Below are 16,282 nucleotides of genomic sequence, written 5' to 3'. Positions count from 1 at the left end.
CCCACCGGCGCGGGCGCGGCCCCGGGTCCCGAGGGCGCCGCCCCCGCGCCGCTTGCGGACCGGATGCGCCCCCGTACCCTCGACGACGTGGTGGGCCAGGCGCATCTCATCGGCCCCGGCAAGGTGCTCCGCCGGGCATTCGAGGAGGACAAGCTACACTCGATGATCCTGTGGGGCCCGCCGGGGACGGGGAAGACCACGCTGGCGCTGCTGCTCGCCCAGATCGCGGGCGCGCGCTTCGTCACGTTCTCCGCGGTGCTGTCGGGACTCAAGGAAATCCGGGGGGTCATGGCGGAGGCCGAGGCGGACCGCGCGCGGCACGGCCGGCGCACGATCCTCTTCGTTGACGAGATCCACCGCTTCAACAAGGCGCAGCAGGACGCGTTTCTGCCCTACGTCGAGCGGGGCGACATCGTGCTCGTGGGCGCCACCACCGAGAATCCCTCGTTCGAGGTCAACGCCGCGCTGCTCTCGCGCTGCCGCGTCTACGTGCTCCAGCCGCTCGGCGAGGACGACCTCGTCGGCATCCTCGCCCGGGCCCTCGCCGACACGGAGCGCGGTCTCGGCGCCAGCGGCGTCACCGCGGACGAGGACGCCCTCCGCATCATCACGCGGCTCGCCAGCGGGGACGCACGCAGCGCGCTCAACATCCTCGATCTCGCGGTGGCTCTCGAAGCCGCGCGTCCGGACGGGCGCCGCCGCGTGACCGAGGGGGCGATCCGCGAGGCCGTGCAGAAGAAGGCGCTCCTCTACGACAAGTCCGGCGAAGAGCACTACAACCTCATCTCCGCGCTCCACAAGTCGCTGCGCGACTCGGATCCGGACGGCGCGCTCTACTGGCTGGGGCGCATGCTCGACGCCGGCGAGGACCCGCTCTACGTGGCCCGACGCCTCGTGCGCTTCGCCTCCGAGGACGTGGGCAATGCCGATCCCGCCGCGCTCCGGCTCACCCTCGACGCGAAGGAGGCGTATCACTTCCTCGGCACGCCCGAGGGGGAGCTGGCGCTCGCCCAGGCCACCGTCTACCTGGCCCTCGCTCCCAAGTCCAACGCGGTCTACGCCGCGTGGAACGCCGTGCGCGAGGACATTCGCGAGAAGCCCGCGGAGCCGGTGCCGCTGCACCTCCGCAACGCGCCGACGGGGCTCATGGCCAATCTGGGCTATGGGCGCGGCTATCAGTACGCCCACGACGCCCCCGACGCGGTGGTGGACCAGGAGCACCTGCCGGGTGCCCTCCGCGGCCGCGTGTACTACCGCCCCACCGAGCGCGGGCTCGAGAAGGACCTCGGCGAGCGCCTCCGCCGGTGGCGGGAGCAGCGCGCGGGGCGTACGCGCAGCAAATCCGCGGATTAACGGGCATTCTCTGATACAACCGAAGTGATGGCCGAGAAAGGCAAGCTCCGGATCGGCGTGGTCTTCGGCGGGCGCTCGGGGGAGCACGAGGTGTCGCTGGCGAGCGCCGCCTCGGTGATGGCCGCCATCGACCGCACGCGCTTCGACGTGGTGCCGATCGGGATCAGCCGCGAGGGGCGCTGGCTGGTGGGCGGGGATCCCATGCGCGCGCTCACCGACGCCGCCGCGCAGCGCGCCCTGACCGAGGGCGGCGCCGAGTCCGACGTCAAGCGCGGGCTCGCCGCGCGCGCCTCCAGCGCGGCGGGCGGCGCTTCCCTGATGCGCGCGCAGTCTTCCGAAGGCATGCCGCCGGGGCTCCGCCAGAACCTCGACGTGGTGATGATCATGCTGCACGGACCCCGCGGCGAGGACGGCACCATCCAGGGTCTGTTCGAGCTGGCGGAGATTCCCTACGTCGGCGCGGGCGTGCTGGGCTCTGCCATCGGCATGGACAAGGTGGCGATGAAGGACATGTTCCGCGCGCACGGGCTGCCCATGGTCGAGTATCTGGCCGTGTCGCGGTACGAGCTCGAGCGCCGGCCCGAGGCGGTCGAGGCGGAAATCGCCCAGCGCATCGGCTTCCCGTGCTTCGTCAAGCCGGCCAACCTGGGCTCGAGCGTCGGCATCAGCAAGGTCAAGGCGCCCGAGGCTCTCGCCGCCGCCCTCGCCGAGGCGGCGCGCCACGACCGGCGCCTGGTGGTGGAGCGCGGGATCGTGGCGCGCGAGGTGGAGGTCGCTGTGCTCGGCAACGACGCGCCGGAGGCCTCGCTGCCCGGCGAGGTGCGCTACTCGGGCGAGTGGTACGACTACGAGACCAAGTACGCCGAGGGCCAGACCACCTTCCGGATCCCCGCGCCGCTGTCGCCGGAGACCACGGCGCGCGTCCGGGCCCTCGCCATCCAGGCCTTCAAGGCCATCGATGCGGCCGGCATGGCGCGCGTGGACTTCTTCATCGAGGGCGAGGATCGCGTGCTCGTGAACGAGATCAACACGATCCCCGGCTTCACCGCGACCAGCGCCTATCCGCGGCTCTGGGAAGCCACGGGCGTGCCCTATGCCACGCTCATCGCGCGGCTGATCGAGCTGGCTCTCGAGCGCCGCTGAGCCCGGCCTGCCGCCGGCATGCCTTTCACCTTGGCGCACCCGGCCGCCGTGGTGCCCCTCGCGCGCTTGCTGGGCAAGAGGGTCGTCTTCTCCGCCCTCGTCATCGGGAGCATGACCCCCGACTTCGCCTACGTGGTGCCGGGCCTGACCCGCGGCCCGAGCCACAGCGTGGCTGGGCTGTTCTGGCTCTGCCTGCCGGTGGGCTTGGCCCTCTATCTCCTCTTCCACCTGCTCAAGCGGCGGCTCGCCGCCGCCCTGCCGCGGACGCTCCGCCAGGCGGTGGCGCCGCTGGTGGCCCGGACGCCGGGATTGCCGCCGGCCCGATGGCTCACGGTCGTGCTGTGCCTGCTGCTGGGCGCGCTCACGCACATCGCGTGGGACCTCTTCACCCATCCGGGCCCGATCGTGAGGACGTTTCCCCTGCTGGCCGTGAACCTCGTGACGGTGGGCTGGTATCGGGTCTACGTCTACAGGGTGCTGCAGCACGGCAGCACCCTCCTCGGGCTCGCGCTCCTGGCGCGCTGGACGCGCGCGTGGCTGCACGAAGTGGCCGTGCGCCCCGGCGTATGATGCGGACGGCATGCGCATCGTGATCGCGGGCGGCGGCACTGGCGGCCACACGAGCGCGGGCCTCGCGGTGGCGGCCGCCCTGCGCCGCCGCGGCGGCGTGGAGGTGCACTGGATCGGCAGCCGCACCGGCGTCGAGGCGCGGCGCGCGCCCGAGGCCGGGCTGACGTTTCACGCGATCCCCACCGGCAAGCTGCGCCGCTACTGGGATTGGCAGAACGTGCCGGACCTCGGCGTCCGCGTGCCCGCGGGCTTCGCCCGCTCGTGGCGGCTCCTGCGCCGGCTGAGCCCGCGGCTCGTCTTCGCCACCGGGGGCTTCGTGGCGCTGCCGCCCGCGCTGGCCGCGCGGGCCCTCCGCATCCCGGTGGTGGTGCACGAGCAGACCGCGGTGCCCGGCCTCGCCAACCGCATCGCCGGCCGCTTCGCGCGGCGCATCGCGCTCACGTTTCCGACCTCCGGCCGCGAGTTCCGCCCCGATCGCGTCGTCCTCACCGGCAATCCCCTTCGCCCCGAGCTGGCCGGCGGCTCGCGCGAGGCCGGCTGCCGCCTCTTCGGCTTCAACCCAGCCGAGGCGGTCGTTTACGTCACGGGCGGCTCCCAGGGCTCCCACAAGATCAATCGGACGATCGGCGCGGTGCTGCCCGCCCTGCTGGAGCAGGCCCAGATCGTCCATCAGTGCGGCGATCAGCCCACCACGGGCGACCGCGCGTGGCTGGAGGGCCAGGCGGCGAAGCTTCCCGAGCGCCTCCGCGCCCGCTACGCGCTCCGCCCCTACGTGGGGGCCGAGCTGCGGGACATCTTCGCGGCGGCGGACCTGGTGATCGGCCGCAGCGGCGCCGGCACCGTGAACGAGTGCTGTCAGCTGGCGCGGGCCGCGCTCTACATTCCCCTGCCCGGCACCAGCGGAGACGAGCAGACGGCCAATGCGCGCCTCGTGGAGGCCGCAGAAGGGGCCGTGCTGCTCCCACAGATCTCCCTCACGGCTGAGAGCCTCCTGGAAGTCGTCAGGCGCCTTCTGGGCGATCGGCCGGCCCTGGCGCGGATGGGGGAGCGCGCCCGCACGCTCGCCGTGCCGGACGCGGCAGAGCGCCTCGCCCAGCTCATCCTGGACGCCGCGAAGGCCTGAGTCGCTGATGCTGGCCGCGCTCCTCCTGCAGGCCACCCTCACCATCGGCGTTGCCGGGCCGGTCACCGCGCCCGAGTACCTGTCTGTACGCCTGGCGGAGGCCGCGGCGGCGACGACGGAAGGCGGCCGGCGGCCGCTCGCCCTCCGAACCTTCCGCAGCACCGTGGACGCGGCGGAGGCCCTGGCGGCGGGCCGCGTGGACCTGGTCGCGACGTCCCTCGACGCCGCGCTTCGGGTGGGCCATGTGCAGGGCGCACCGCCGCGGCTCGTCTTCGGGCTGACCGCGGCGCCGCCGGTCGTCCTGCTCACGCCGGCCGGCAAGCAGGATCAGGTGAGGACGCCGGCCGACCTCGCAGGCAAGACCGTCGGGATCACCGCGCCCGGCACGGCGGAAGCCGAGGCGCTGAGCGCGCTCCTGGCCCGCGTCGGGGTGACGCCCGATCGCGTCCGGATTACGAGCTTCGGCGAGCGCCTGCTCGCTCGGGCTGTCGCGGCGGGCGAGGTCGACGCGGCCCTGATCGGGGATCCCTGGGCGACCCGCCTCGTCGGAGAGGGCCAGGCGATCGTCGTCGCGGACTTCCGCAGGCCCGACGAGGCCGCCCGCTGGCTCGGCAAGGAAAGCGTGCACGCGGCCGTGTTCGTGGCAGCGACGAGCCGTCTCGACGCGGCGGAGCTGATCCCGGTGGCCCGCGCGCTGCTCGTCGCCCAGCGCCGCATCCGCAGCGCCCCGGCCGCCGACTTGGCGGGAAGCTTCGGGGGCTCGGTGGTCGGCGAGCGGGAGGACTTCGCCCTGAGAGTGGAGGGCGCGCGGGCGCTCTTCCTGCCAGACGGCGTCGTCAGCCCGGAGGCGCTCGAGGCGTCGATCGATCTCGTCCAGGCCCGCGCGCGGCTGCCGGTCGTGGTGAAGCTGCCCCGCCTCGACCGGCTGCTCTTCCTCGAGCCCCTACGCCGGGCTCAGGAGGCGCTGGGCCGCGGGGCCGGGCTCTCGAGCCCCCAGCGCGCCAGGAGCCGGCGCGTGGCCTCGACGGGCAGCCCGACAACATTGGTGAAGCAGCCCTCCACCTCCCGCACCAGCCGGCCGCCCTCGCCCTGCACGGCGTAACCTCCGGCCTTATCGAAGGGCTCGCCGGTGGCCACGTATGCCTCGATCGCGGCGGCGGAGTAGTCGCCCATCCGGACGCGGGAGGTCACCGACTGAGCCTCCTCGCGGCCCGTGGCAGCGTCGACCACCGCAAGCCCGGTGATCACCTCGTGCACGCGGCCCCGGAGCATCTCGAGCATCTCGACGGCGTGCGCCGCGTCCCGGGGCTTGCCGAGCAGCCGGCCGTCCAGCACCACCTCGGTGTCGGCGCCGAGCACCAGCGCGGGGCCCGGCGCCACCTCGAGCGCCACCACGCGGGCCTTGGCGAGCGCGAGCGCCATCACCGCGCTCTCCGGCGGGCCCGGCAGCACCGGCTCCGGGATATGGCTGGGCCTGACGGTGAACGGAAGGCCGAGACGGCCGAGAAGGTCCCGGCGTCGGGGTGAGGCGGAAGCCAGGATCAGCGTGTGCGGCTCAGCTGACGATCAGCGGGTTGGCGTCGGTGATGACCCGGTCGTTCCGCTCGACCGCCTGGCTCAGGAACTTGGGCAGGTTGAACGAGTGCAGGTGCGCGCCCCCGTTCCAGTAGCCGAGCTCGTCGGGGTTGAGCCGGGCGGCGATGAGCCGATCGATCTCCTCCGCCGACTGTCGGCGGGGATCGGCGCCCTTGGAGGCCAGCATGAAGCCCCAGGGCGTGCCGAAGCAGGAGATGAAGCCCTGGTACGGCGCCACCACCGGGAACACCTCGCGAAGCGTGCGGCTGACCGATCCGTAGAAGTACAGCTCGTTGATCTTGGTCATCCCCGCCTGCATGGTCATGACGCCCTGATCGGTCAGCCGGTCGCGAATCAGGCCGTAGAACTCCTTGGTGAAGAGCAGGCAGGCCGGGCCTTCCTCGAGCGGCTCCACGAGGTCGACCACGATCAGGTCGAACCGCTCGGAGGTCTTCTCGAGGTAGGCGCGGGCGTCCTCGTTGAGCACGCGGGTCCGCGGATCCTCGAAGGCGCCCTGATGCATCTCAGGCAGGTGCTTCTTGCACTCCTCGACCACCTCGGCGTCGATGTCGACCATGAGGCAGTCGGTGATGGAGCGGTGGCGGAGGATCTCCCTGACGGTCGCGCCCTCACCCCCGCCGATGACCATCGCCCGCTTGGGGTTCGGGTGCGCGAGCAGGCCGGGGTGAACCAGGAGCTCGTGATACATGAAGTCGTCGGCCTGGCTCGACTGGATCCGGCCGTCGAGCACGAGGACCTTGCCGTAGGACAAGGTCTCGAGGATCTCCATGAACTGGAACTTGGTCTGGCGCGCGGTGATGGTCCGCGCGATCGCGTGGAGATGCCCCTCGACCTCGGTGGTGGTCTCGAAGAACCACTTGTACTGCGGGGAGAAGCTCATCCGGAGACGGCGACGGGCTTGTGCGGCAGCGGGCCTCCCTGACCCATGAAGATGCCCCGCTGGAGCTCGACCACCGACGCGCGGGAGGCGCCGAGCTGTTCCACGAGGTAGTCGGCAGCCACCTGGGGCTGCAGGACGTCACCGCAAGAGAAGACGTCCACGGCAGCGTAGCGATACTCCGGCCAGGTGTGGATAGCCAGATGCGACTCGGCGATCACCACGACGCCGCTGATCCCGAAGGGATTGAACTCGTGGAAGACGACATCCACGATGGTGGCCTGCGCGCGCTTGGCGGCCTCCACCATCGACGTCTTCACGGTTTCGAGGCTGTTGATGGCCTCGGCGTCGCAGTCGAACAGTTCGAGCAGCAGGTGACGCCCCAGTGCGTGCACTCGATCTCTCCTCCCCTCGTCGTGTCTGTCGGAAAAATTTCCGGCAGATTTTCGCTCAATGTATGGCCAGCAAAAGTTCATTGCAAGGAAAAAATGAGGTTTTTCGCGGCTCGACGCCGCCGCGGCGCCGCCACGCGGGCGCAGAAAACCGTCGCGCGGGCGCCGCCGTGCGGCGGGAAAATCCCCAAGCGGCGGTAGAGAGGCGCCGTCACGTACCAGACTGCTGGCACCGGAGCGCGGTTATCGGGTAGCATGCGGGGCGTGCGCGACGACCTCCTCACCTTCGAGCACGCGAAGCGGCTCGCCAAGCGCCACGGGACGCCGCTCCTGGCGCTCTCGCGCTCCGTCCTCCGGGAGAGCTTCGAGTCGCTGCAGAAGAGCCTCCCCAACGTCACCCTCTACTACGCGATCAAGGCCAACCCCCACCGCGAGGTGCTCCGGCTCCTCCGCGGGGCGGGGAGCCACTTCGACGTCTCCTCCATGGAGGAGATCCGGCTGGCCCGCCGGGCGGGCGCCGGCCCCGAGGACCTCCTCTACACCAAGCCCTTCAACAAGCCCGAGGAGCTCCGGTTCGCCCACGAGGCCGGGCTCACCTGGTTCGTGGTGGAGAACGAGGGCGAGGTGGCCAAGCTCGCCACCCATGCCTCCGGCGCCAATGTCCTCGTCCGCCTCCGCGTCTCCAACAAGGACGCGGTGGTGGACCTGTCCTACAAGTTCGGGGCGCAGGCCGACGACGTCCTCCGCCTGCTCCAGACTGCCCGCCGGCTGAAGCTCAAGCCCCGGGGCCTCTCCTTCCACGTGGGCTCCCAGTGCACGAATCCGTTCGCCTACGTCGACGCCCTCGGGAGCTGCCGCCAGCTCTTCAACCTGGCCGCCTCCAAGCGCATCATCCTCGACACCCTCGACATCGGCGGGGGCTTCCCTGTCTCCTACGTCGAGAGCGTCATGCCCATCGAGCGCTTCTGCGAGCCCATCGCGGAGGGCATCGAGAAGTACTTCGACCAGACGCGGGTGATCGCCGAGCCCGGCCGCTTCCTCGTCGCCAATGCGGTGTGGCTCATCACCCAGGTCATCGGGCGGGCCAAGCGGGGCGGTGTCCCCTGGTACTACATCGACGACGGGCTCTATGGGAGCTTCTCCGGCAAGCTCTTCGACCACTGCGAGTACGTCATCCAGTCGGAGCGGAGCGGAGAGCGGGAGCTGTGCGTGATCGCCGGCCCCACCTGCGACTCCTTCGACGTGCTCTACACGGACCGGGCCCTGCCGCCCGCCGAGATCGGTGACATCCTGATCGTGCCCGGCATGGGCGCCTACACCAACGCCAGCGCCAGCACGTTCAACGGCTTCCCCCTGGCCCGCCTGGTCGCGTTCTAGCCCGGCGCGCCCCGCAAGGAGACCTCATGCCGAGCCCCGCCGAGCGCATCAGCGAAAGCTCGATGACGGATCTGTGGAATGTCTGGTTCAGCGAGCTGCATCGCCGCCGCGCCGGGCTCACCATCAAGATCAAGCAGCTCCTCTACAGCGGCAAAAGCCCCTATCAACGAATCGACGTGCTGGACTCCTACGAGTTCGGCCGCATCCTCGTCCTCTACGGCTCGATCATGGTCACCGAGAAGGACGAGTTCGTGTACCACGAGATGCTCTCCCACGTGCCGCTCTTCGCTCATCCCAACCCCAAGCGCGTGCTCATCATCGGCGGCGGCGACGGCGGGACTCTCCGCGAGGTCATGCGGCACAAGGGCGTCAAGGCCACCATGGTGGAGATCGACGAGATGGTGGTGCAGACCTCCCAGAAGTACCTGCCGTCCATCGGCACCGCCTTCAAGAACCCCCGCGCCCAGGTCCTCTTCGAGGACGGCGAGCGCTATCTGGCGAACACCAAGGAGAAGTTCGACGTCATCCTCGTGGACGCCTCGGACCCGGTGGGCCCGGCGGAGGTGCTGTTCCAGAAGCCCTTCCACAAGAACGTGGCCCGCTGCCTCAACCCGGGCGGGATCTTCGTGACGCAGTCCGAGTCGCCGTTCTTCCACCAGAAGACGGTGAACGGCATTCAGCGCAATCTCCGGGAGATCTTCCCGATCGTGCGGCTCTACACCGCCAACATCCCCACCTACCCCAGCGGCTTCTGGAGCTTCTCCCTCTGCTCGGACAAGGTGGACCCGGTGGCGCACTTCAAGGAGAGCCGTGTGAAGAAGGCCAACCTCACGTTCAAGTACTACAACGCCGCGCTGCACCGGGCCTGCTTCGCCCTGCCCTCCTTCATGCTCGAGGGCGGTCAGGACCTCGGCCTGTGAGCGACGCCGTCCGGGCCCAGCGGGGCCAGTACTCGGCGCCGCGCTACTACGAGATCGCCTTCGACATGAACCGGAAGCAGGAGGTGGACTTCCTCATCCACGCCTTCCGGACCTACGCCCGGCGGCCCATCCGCACCGTGCTGGACATCGCCTGCGGCACCGGGCCCCACCTGATCCGCCTCGCCGAGCGCGGCTACCGGATGAGCGGGCTCGATCTCTCCCCGGAGAACATCGCCTTCCTGGGCGAGCGGGCGAGGGCCAAGGGCTTCGACGTGGGCCTCCACGTGGGCGACATGACGCGCTTCCGCTTGCCGCGGCCGGTAGACGCGGCCATCTGCATGCAGGACTCGCAGGGCCATCTCCTGACCAACGAGGCCATCCTGGCGCATCTCCGATCCACCGCGCGCGCCGTCAGAAAAGGTGGCCTCTACGTCTTCGACCGCTACATGTGCTCGTCCTGGACCGATCCGGCCCGCCGCTGGTCCTGGACGCGCCGTCGGGGCCGGGCGACCGTCCATGCGACCTTCGAGGCCCTGAGAGACCTGAACCCGGTCACGCAGGTCTTCTACGAGCACATGGAGCTCGAGGCCCAGGAGAACGGCCGGCGCCACGTCTACCGGCAGCGCCACGCCTCGCGCATGGTCTTCCCGCAGGAGCTGCGCTCGCTGGTGGAGTTGGCGGGAGGCTTCGAGTTGGTCGAGTGGTTCTACGGCTTCAAGCCCCGCCTCAAGCTGGACCGGGCCCACCACCCGCTGCTCATGGTGGTGGTGCTGCGGAAGAAGTAGGGCCACGGCCCAGCTCGTCCTCAAGCGGGGCGGCGACCGCCGGCTCCGCGCCGGCCATCCGTGGGTCTACCGCGGCGAGATCGCGGACATTCGCGGCCCGTGGGCGCCCGGCGACGTCGTGGACGTGGTCGACGCCGCGAGCCACCCGGTCGGCCGCGGCTACTACAATCCGCGCCCCGGCATCGCCTGCCGCTTGCTCGCCGGCCCCGGCGAGGCCGTCGATGGCGCCCTGATCCGGCGCCGGCTGGCCGCCGCGCTCGAGTATCGCCGGGGGGCCGGGCTCGTGCCCGGGAACACCGGAGCGTATCGCCTCTGCTGGAGCGAGGCGGACGGACTGCCGGGCCTCGTAGTCGATCGCTACGGGCCCGTCACCGTGATGCAGAGCCTGACCCTCGGCATGGCCCGCCTGGCCGACGCGGTCGCGGAGGAGCTCGCGGTGCTCTTCGAGGGGCAGCGGGTCTATCGCCTCGACGACCCCGGCGCCGCCCGCATCGAGGGCTTCGAGCCGCGGCGCGGCTGGGTGCCCACGGGAGACGACGCGGCGGTGACCGTGCGGGTGACGGAGGGCGAATGCGCGCTGGTCGTCCACGTCGGGGCCGGGCACAAGACCGGCCTCTATCTCGACCAGCGCGAGAACCATCGCCTGGTCGCCGGCCACGCCGCGGGTCGGCGCATGCTGGACGCGTTCGCCTACACGGGCGCCTTCGCGTGCCACGCGCTGCGCGCCGGCGCGCGCGAGGCCCTCCTCATCGAGTCCTCCGCCGACGCGGCCGAGGGCGCCCGGGAGAACCTCGCCGCCAACGACGTCGCGGCGCGGGCGACGATTCGCGAGGCCAACGCCTTCGACGAGCTGCGCACGCTGGCCGCCGCCCACAAGCGCTTCGGCCTGGTGGTCCTCGATCCCCCGCCGTTCACGCGGCGCAAGGACGCGGTGGACGCGGCCGCGCGCGGCTACAAGGAGATCAATCTCCGTGGCCTGCGCCTGCTCGAGCCGGGCGGGATTGTCGCCACGTTCTCGTGCTCGCACCACGTGACGCCGGAGCTGTTCGAGGGTGTCTGTCGGGCCGCCGCGGGGGACGCGGGCGTCAACGTCCGGGTCCTCGCCACCCTCGGGCAGAGCCGGGACCACCCGGTGCTCCTGGCCATACCCGAGACGCGCTACTTGACGGGGCTGCTGCTCCAGCGGGTCTGAGCGGGAGGGACGGCGGCCGGCCCAGAGACCGTCGGCTCAGCCAAGACCGACGGACCGGCGCGCGGTGACGATCTGCGCCTCGAGGTGACGGTGCACCGAATCGCTGAAGTCCCCGAGGTCGCGCGCGAAGCGAATCAGCATACGGAGGTGATTCAGGGCGCGGATCACTTCGGCCTTCTCCCCCGACACGCCCTTCTGAACGGCGGCCAGCGCCGCGGTCTCGAGTGCCGGCGCCAGCGTGGTCCGTGCCTCCGAGCCCATCGCGCGGGTGGCCTTGAACACCTCGATGGCGAGGTCGTAGAGCAGGCCGTGCTGCGAGGGCTCAGCGGCGGAGGGCGGCAGCCCCGCCACCGCGCGCGCCTCGGGGGCAGCGGCGGCGGTGAGCATCTTGTGGACGGCGCGGTCGAGATAGTCGAAGTCGAAGGGCTTGAGAACGTAGTCGAAGGCGCCGAGCTGCAGCGTCTCCTTGGCCGCCTCGCTGTCGGTGTTGCCGCTCATCATGAGCACGCCCACGCGGGTATTGGCGTCACGGATGCGCCGGAGGACGGTGATGCCGTCCATGTCGGGCATGCGGACGTCGAGGAGCACCACGTCGGGCTGGAACTTCTCGAGCTTGGACAGCCCTTCCAGGCCGCCCAGGGCGCAGATGACCTCGTAGCCCTTGGGCGTGAAGAACTCGGAGAGGACCTCGCCGACAGGCGGCTCGTCGTCCACGACGAGGATCTTTCCCTTCCCGGTCATGGCCCGCCCGCCCTGCTAGACCTTTAACCGCTGTTCTACCAAGCTCTCGGCCAGCCTGAGCGCCTCATCGAGCTTGGAGGGATCCTTGCCGCCCGCCTGCGCCATGTCGGGACGTCCGCCCCCGCCCCCACCGACGACCTTGGCCACCTCCTGAATAACCCTGCCCGCCTGCACGCGCCCCGTCAGGTCTTTGGACACCGACGCGATCAGATTCACCTTGCCATCGGCGGAGCTGCCCACTACGATCACGCCCTGCGGCAGACGGTCGCGGAGCATGTCCACCACCGAGCGGAGGCCGTCCGGGTCGAGCCCGTCGAGCCGCGCGGCGAGCACCGCTACCCCCGCCACCTGCTTCGCGGCGGACACGAGCTCCTCGGCGCGGCTCTTGGCCAGGCGCCCCTCGAGCTGGGCGAGCTGCCGCTCGAGCTGCTTCTGCTCGTCGAGGAGCTTCTGCACGCGCCGGGGCAGCTCGAGCGGAGGAATCTTGAGCAGTCCCGCCGACTCGCGCAGCGCCGCCTCCTCCTGCACGACGTGGCGGAGGGCGGCGTCGCCCGTGACCGCCTCGATGCGCCGGACCCCCGAGGCCACCGCGCCCTCCGAGACCACCTTGAAGAGGCCGATCTGCCCGGTGGCGTCCAGATGCGTGCCGCCGCAGAGTTCGGTGGAGAAGTCGCCGATCCGGATCACCCGCACGCGATCGCCGTACTTCTCGCCGAAGAGCGCCATCGCGCCGCTCTTGAGCGCGGCCTGCAGGTCCATCTCCGCCGGCGAGACCACGATGTTCGCCTGCACCTGCTCGTTGACCAGCGACTCGATCCGCTCCATCTCGGGATCGCGGATCCCTGCCCCATGCGAGAAGTCGAAGCGCAGGTGATCCGGCGCCACGAGCGAGCCCGCCTGCATCACGTGGGTGCCCAGCACCGAGCGCAGCGCGGAGTGCAGCAGGTGGGTCCCGGTGTGATGCCGGCGGAGGCCCAGCCGCCGCGCCGGGTCCACCGAGATCGCGATCTCCTCGCCCTCCCGGAGCCGCCCGCGCGTCACCTTCACCTTGTGCACGATGAGCTGCGCCCCGCGGTAGTAGGTGTCGAGGATCTCCCCCTCGCCGTCGCGCCCGATCATCGAGCCCGTGTCGCCGATCTGGCCACCGGATTCGGCGTACGCCGGCGTGCGATCGAGGACGATCTCCACCGTCTCGCCCGCCCCCGCCTCCGGGCGCCGCCGCGAGCCGTCCACCATCGCGAGCACCCGCGCGGGGGCGGTGAGCATTCCGTAACCGAGAAAGGTCGGCCGCGGCAGCTCGGAGGACAGCTGCTGATAGATCGCCACCGCGCCGTCCTCGCCGCCGGCGGCCTGAAACGTGCCGCCCGCGCGGGCCCGCTCGCGCTGCGCCTCCATCTCCGACTCGAACGCGGCCAGGCTCTCGGGCGGCACCGACCAGCCCGCGTCCTGGAATACCTCCTGGGCGAGATCCACCGGGAAGCCATGGGTGTCGTAGAGGGTGAACAGGAATTTCCCGTCCACCACCTTCTTGGCCGCGCCTGCTTGCTCGGCCAGGTACTCGCGGATCTTCTCCATGCCGAGGTCGAGGGTCTCCGCGAAGCGCTCCTCCTCGAGCCGCACCGTTTCCGCCACCCGCGCGTGCCGCTCGCGGATCTCGGGGTAGGCGTCGCCCATCACCTTCACCACCGTCTCGGTGGCCCGCCAGAGGAAGGGCTCGTGCAGGCCCAGCATGCGGCCGTGGCGCATGGCCCGCCGCATGATCCGGCGGAGCACGTAGCCGCGCCACTCGTTGGAGGGCGTGACGCCGTCGGTGATGAGAAAGGTCGCGGTGCGGGCGTGGTCCGCGATCACCCGCATCGAGACGTCGTCCTCCTCGCGCGCGCGGTAGGGCTTGCGCGCCAGCGACGCGACGTGATCGAGCAGGGGGGCGAAGAGGTCCGTGTCCCAGCTCGACAGCTTCCCCTGCAGCACCGCGGTGAGGCGCTCGAGGCCCATGCCGGTGTCGATGGAGGGCCGGGGCAACGGGGTGAGGGTCCCGCTGGCGTCCCGGTTGTACTGCATGAAGACGAGGTTCCAGACCTCCAGCCACCGGTCGCACTCGCAGGCCGGCCCGAGGCAACGCCGTCCCGCCTGCTCTTCCGTGCAGGGGAGATGATCCCCCTGGTGATAGTGCGCCTCCGAGCAGGGGCCGCAGGGGCCCGTGTCGCCCATCGCCCAGAAGTTGTCCTTCTCGCCCAGGCGAAGGATGCGATCGTCGGACAGGCCCGCCACGCTCTTCCACAGCCCGAACGCCTCGTCGTCCTGGTTGAAGACGGTGGCGATCAGGCGCTCTTTGGGCAGCCCGAAGTCCACGGTGAGGAGCTCCCAGGCGTAGGCGATCGCCTCCTTCTTGAAGTAGTCCCCGAAGGAGAAGTTGCCCAGCATCTCGAAGAAGGTGTGGTGCCGGGCGGTGTGCCCCACGTTCTCGAGATCGTTGTGCTTGCCGCCCGCCCGGACGCACTTCTGCGCGGTGACGGCGCGCACGTACTCCCGCCTCTCTTCGCCCAGGAACACGCCCTTGAACTGGTTCATGCCCGCGTTGGTGAAGAGCAGGGTCGGGTCCTGAGCGGGGACGAGCGACGACGACGGCACCACGGTGTGCCCGTGGCGCGCGAAGTAATCGAGGAAGCGCTGTCGGATCTGGGCGCCGGTCATCATGGCGCCCATTATACCGGGCGCGCTCAGGCTTCGGACCCGGGGTCCTGGGGCCCCAGCACCGTGCTCACCGCGGCGCGCACGGCGCCCGCCGGGTAGCCGCGGCGGAGCAGATAGTCGCGAAGGCGTGTGGCCGCCCGGTCGGGCCGTACGCGCCGGAGGGCCGGCAGGCGCCGCCGCGCGGCATCGAGGGCCCGCTCGGCCTCGGGCACCTCGGCGAACGCGGACTCCACTGCCGCGGCCACCAGCGCCGGAGCGATGCCCTTGGCGCGGAGCTCCTGGGTGAGGCGCACGCTTCCCACCCGCCGGCCGCGGGCGCGCGCCTCCGCCCACCAGCGCGCGAAGGCTTGATCGTCCACGTAGCCCTTGCCCTCCAGCTCGGCCACGACCTCGCGGGCGAGGTCGGCCGGGGCGCCGCGGCGGACCAGACGGGCGCGCAGATCGCGCGCACTCCAGGCTTTACGGGCGAGAAGATCGAAGGCGGCGACCCGGGCGCCGCGGGCGTCGAGCGCGGGCCGAGGCTCGCGTCGACGCCGCGGCGGCACGGCTCAGGGTCGCTTCGAGAAGGGCCCGCCGCCGGACGCGCCCGACGGTCGGGGGACAGCGCTGGGTGCGGAGCGGGGGCCGCCGGGCAGGCCATGCGCCTGCTGCCCGGCCCCGCCGGTCTCCCACGTCATCTCGCCCGTGGAGAAGATGCCCTTCACCTTGAGGTCGAAGTCGTCGGCATTGGTGGCGGCGTCGCGCGCAACCTCGTAGGTGATCAGCTCTTCCCGGTAGAGACCGAGGAGCGACTGGTCGAAGGTCTGCATCCCGTACTGCGCCTGACCGGCCGCGATCACCGAGGGAAGCTGGGAGGTCTTGTCCGATTCCTTGATGCAGTCGCGGATGAGGCCGGTGCCCACCATCACCTCGACCGCGGGCACGCGGCCCTTGCCGTCCGCGCGCACGACGAGGCGCTGCGAGACGATGCCCTGCGTGACCGCGGAGAGCTGGCCGCGGATCTGATCCTCCTGGTGCGGCGGGAACGTGGAGATGATGCGGTTCACCGTCTCGGTCGCGTTCAGCGTGTGGAGGGTGGAGAGCACGAGGTGACCGGTCTCCGCCGCGTGCAGCGCGACTTCCATGGTCTCGGCGTCACGCATCTCACCGACGAGAATGATGTCGGGGTCCTGGCGGAGGGCGGCGCGGAGGGCCTGGGCGAAGTTGCCGGAGTCGTGGCCGATCTCGCGCTGGCTGATCACGCACTTCCGGTCCTCGTGCGTGAACTCGATCGGATCCTCGATGGTGACGATGTGGTCGTTCCGGCCCCGGTTCATGTAGTCAATCATGGCGGCCAGCGTGGTGGACTTACCCGAGCCCGTGATCCCGGTGACGAGGATCATCCCGCGCCGCTCCATGGCCAGTCGCTCGAGCACCTTGGGGAGATGCAGCTCTTCGAAGATCGGGATCTTCCCCGGGATGTGCCGCATCACGCCCCGCACCTCACCCTGCGAGAGAAAGAGGTTCACGCGGAAGCGGC

Annotated in this window: 15 protein-coding genes and 2 pseudogenes; 10 read left to right on the top strand and 7 right to left on the bottom strand. The window is 70.9% G+C overall.

Annotated elements, in window-relative coordinates; genetic code table 11:
• Window positions 1-63: 63 nt before the first annotated feature.
• The 5 genes and pseudogenes from VFX14_16810 (at window position 64) to VFX14_16790 (ending at window position 4,691) form a co-directional block, all read left to right on the top strand.
• Window positions 64-1,353 carry a replication-associated recombination protein A gene (locus tag VFX14_16810; GenBank protein ID HEU5191347.1) on the top strand — a complete coding sequence of 430 codons (1,290 nt, stop codon included), beginning with the start codon at window positions 64-66 and terminating at the stop codon, window positions 1,351-1,353.
• A gap of 27 nt (window positions 1,354-1,380) precedes the next feature.
• Window positions 1,381-2,496 carry a D-alanine--D-alanine ligase family protein gene (locus VFX14_16805; GenBank protein HEU5191346.1) on the top strand — a complete coding sequence of 372 codons (1,116 nt, stop codon included), beginning with the start codon at window positions 1,381-1,383 and terminating at the stop codon, window positions 2,494-2,496.
• A gap of 18 nt (window positions 2,497-2,514) precedes the next feature.
• The gene (locus VFX14_16800) at window positions 2,515-3,066 is read left to right on the top strand and encodes a DUF4184 family protein (GenBank protein HEU5191345.1); all 552 of its coding nucleotides are present in this window, start codon (window positions 2,515-2,517) and stop codon (window positions 3,064-3,066) included.
• Window positions 3,067-3,076: 10 nt separating this feature from the next.
• Complete coding sequence (gene murG, locus VFX14_16795) at window positions 3,077-4,189, top strand: undecaprenyldiphospho-muramoylpentapeptide beta-N-acetylglucosaminyltransferase (protein HEU5191344.1); 1,113 nt, start codon at window positions 3,077-3,079, stop codon at window positions 4,187-4,189.
• 7 nt (window positions 4,190-4,196) lie between these two features.
• Window positions 4,197-4,691: pseudogene (locus VFX14_16790) on the top strand (ABC transporter substrate-binding protein).
• Between the two features lie 452 nt (window positions 4,692-5,143).
• Here VFX14_16790 and VFX14_16785 read toward each other — a convergent pair.
• Genes VFX14_16785 through speD form a run of 3 tightly spaced genes read right to left on the bottom strand, consistent with a single transcriptional unit; the run spans window position 5,144 to window position 7,057 of the window.
• On the bottom strand, window positions 5,144-5,728 hold the full coding sequence (locus VFX14_16785) for a Maf family protein (protein HEU5191343.1): 585 nt from the start codon (window positions 5,726-5,728) through the stop codon (window positions 5,144-5,146).
• 16 nt (window positions 5,729-5,744) lie between these two features.
• Window positions 5,745-6,665, bottom strand: a complete 921-nt coding sequence (gene speE / locus VFX14_16780; protein HEU5191342.1) for a polyamine aminopropyltransferase — start codon at window positions 6,663-6,665, stop codon at window positions 5,745-5,747.
• Window positions 6,662-7,057 (bottom strand): adenosylmethionine decarboxylase, encoded by a 396-nt coding sequence (gene speD / locus VFX14_16775; protein HEU5191341.1) that lies wholly within the window; start codon window positions 7,055-7,057, stop codon window positions 6,662-6,664. The genes speE (VFX14_16780) and speD overlap by 4 nt, the downstream gene beginning before the upstream one ends.
• 261 nt (window positions 7,058-7,318) lie before the next feature.
• On the opposite strand from speD, the gene VFX14_16770 reads away from it, so the two are divergent.
• From VFX14_16770 to VFX14_16750, 5 genes and pseudogenes are all read left to right on the top strand, one after another.
• On the top strand, window positions 7,319-8,431 hold the full coding sequence (locus VFX14_16770) for a type III PLP-dependent enzyme (protein ID HEU5191340.1): 1,113 nt from the start codon (window positions 7,319-7,321) through the stop codon (window positions 8,429-8,431).
• A gap of 62 nt (window positions 8,432-8,493) precedes the next feature.
• A complete protein-coding gene (speE, locus tag VFX14_16765) occupies window positions 8,494-9,351 on the top strand; it encodes a polyamine aminopropyltransferase (GenBank protein ID HEU5191339.1) in 858 nt (285 codons plus the stop codon).
• Window positions 9,348-10,136, top strand: coding sequence for a class I SAM-dependent methyltransferase (locus VFX14_16760; GenBank protein HEU5191338.1), 789 nt, complete (start codon window positions 9,348-9,350; stop codon window positions 10,134-10,136). Before speE (VFX14_16765) ends, VFX14_16760 begins: the two co-directional genes overlap by 4 nt.
• A gap of 28 nt (window positions 10,137-10,164) precedes the next feature.
• Window positions 10,165-10,323, top strand: a pseudogene (locus tag VFX14_16755) (rRNA large subunit methyltransferase I).
• A gap of 189 nt (window positions 10,324-10,512) precedes the next feature.
• Window positions 10,513-11,328 (top strand): class I SAM-dependent methyltransferase, encoded by an 816-nt coding sequence (locus VFX14_16750; GenBank protein ID HEU5191337.1) that lies wholly within the window; start codon window positions 10,513-10,515, stop codon window positions 11,326-11,328.
• A gap of 36 nt (window positions 11,329-11,364) precedes the next feature.
• On the opposite strand, the gene VFX14_16745 is transcribed toward VFX14_16750, so the two are convergent.
• The 4 genes from VFX14_16745 to VFX14_16730 form a co-directional block, all read right to left on the bottom strand.
• Window positions 11,365-12,069 (bottom strand): response regulator, encoded by a 705-nt coding sequence (locus VFX14_16745; GenBank protein ID HEU5191336.1) that lies wholly within the window; start codon window positions 12,067-12,069, stop codon window positions 11,365-11,367.
• Window positions 12,070-12,084: 15 nt separating this feature from the next.
• Window positions 12,085-14,763: an alanine--tRNA ligase gene (gene alaS / locus VFX14_16740; protein ID HEU5191335.1), complete on the bottom strand. Its 2,679-nt coding sequence runs from the start codon at window positions 14,761-14,763 to the stop codon at window positions 12,085-12,087.
• Between the two features lie 26 nt (window positions 14,764-14,789).
• Complete coding sequence (locus VFX14_16735; GenBank protein HEU5191334.1) at window positions 14,790-15,308, bottom strand: regulatory protein RecX; 519 nt, start codon at window positions 15,306-15,308, stop codon at window positions 14,790-14,792.
• A 3-nt stretch (window positions 15,309-15,311) separates the two neighbouring features.
• The coding region (locus VFX14_16730; protein HEU5191333.1) for a PilT/PilU family type 4a pilus ATPase at window positions 15,312-16,282 on the bottom strand (971 nt) is incomplete at its 5' end.

The sequence above is a fragment of the Candidatus Methylomirabilota bacterium genome, assembly GCA_035764725.1.
GTDB lineage: Bacteria > Methylomirabilota > Methylomirabilia > Rokubacteriales > CSP1-6 > DASRWT01.
Note: the sequence above shows the minus strand (reverse complement) of the source record. Positions and strands in the feature narration are given on the sequence as shown.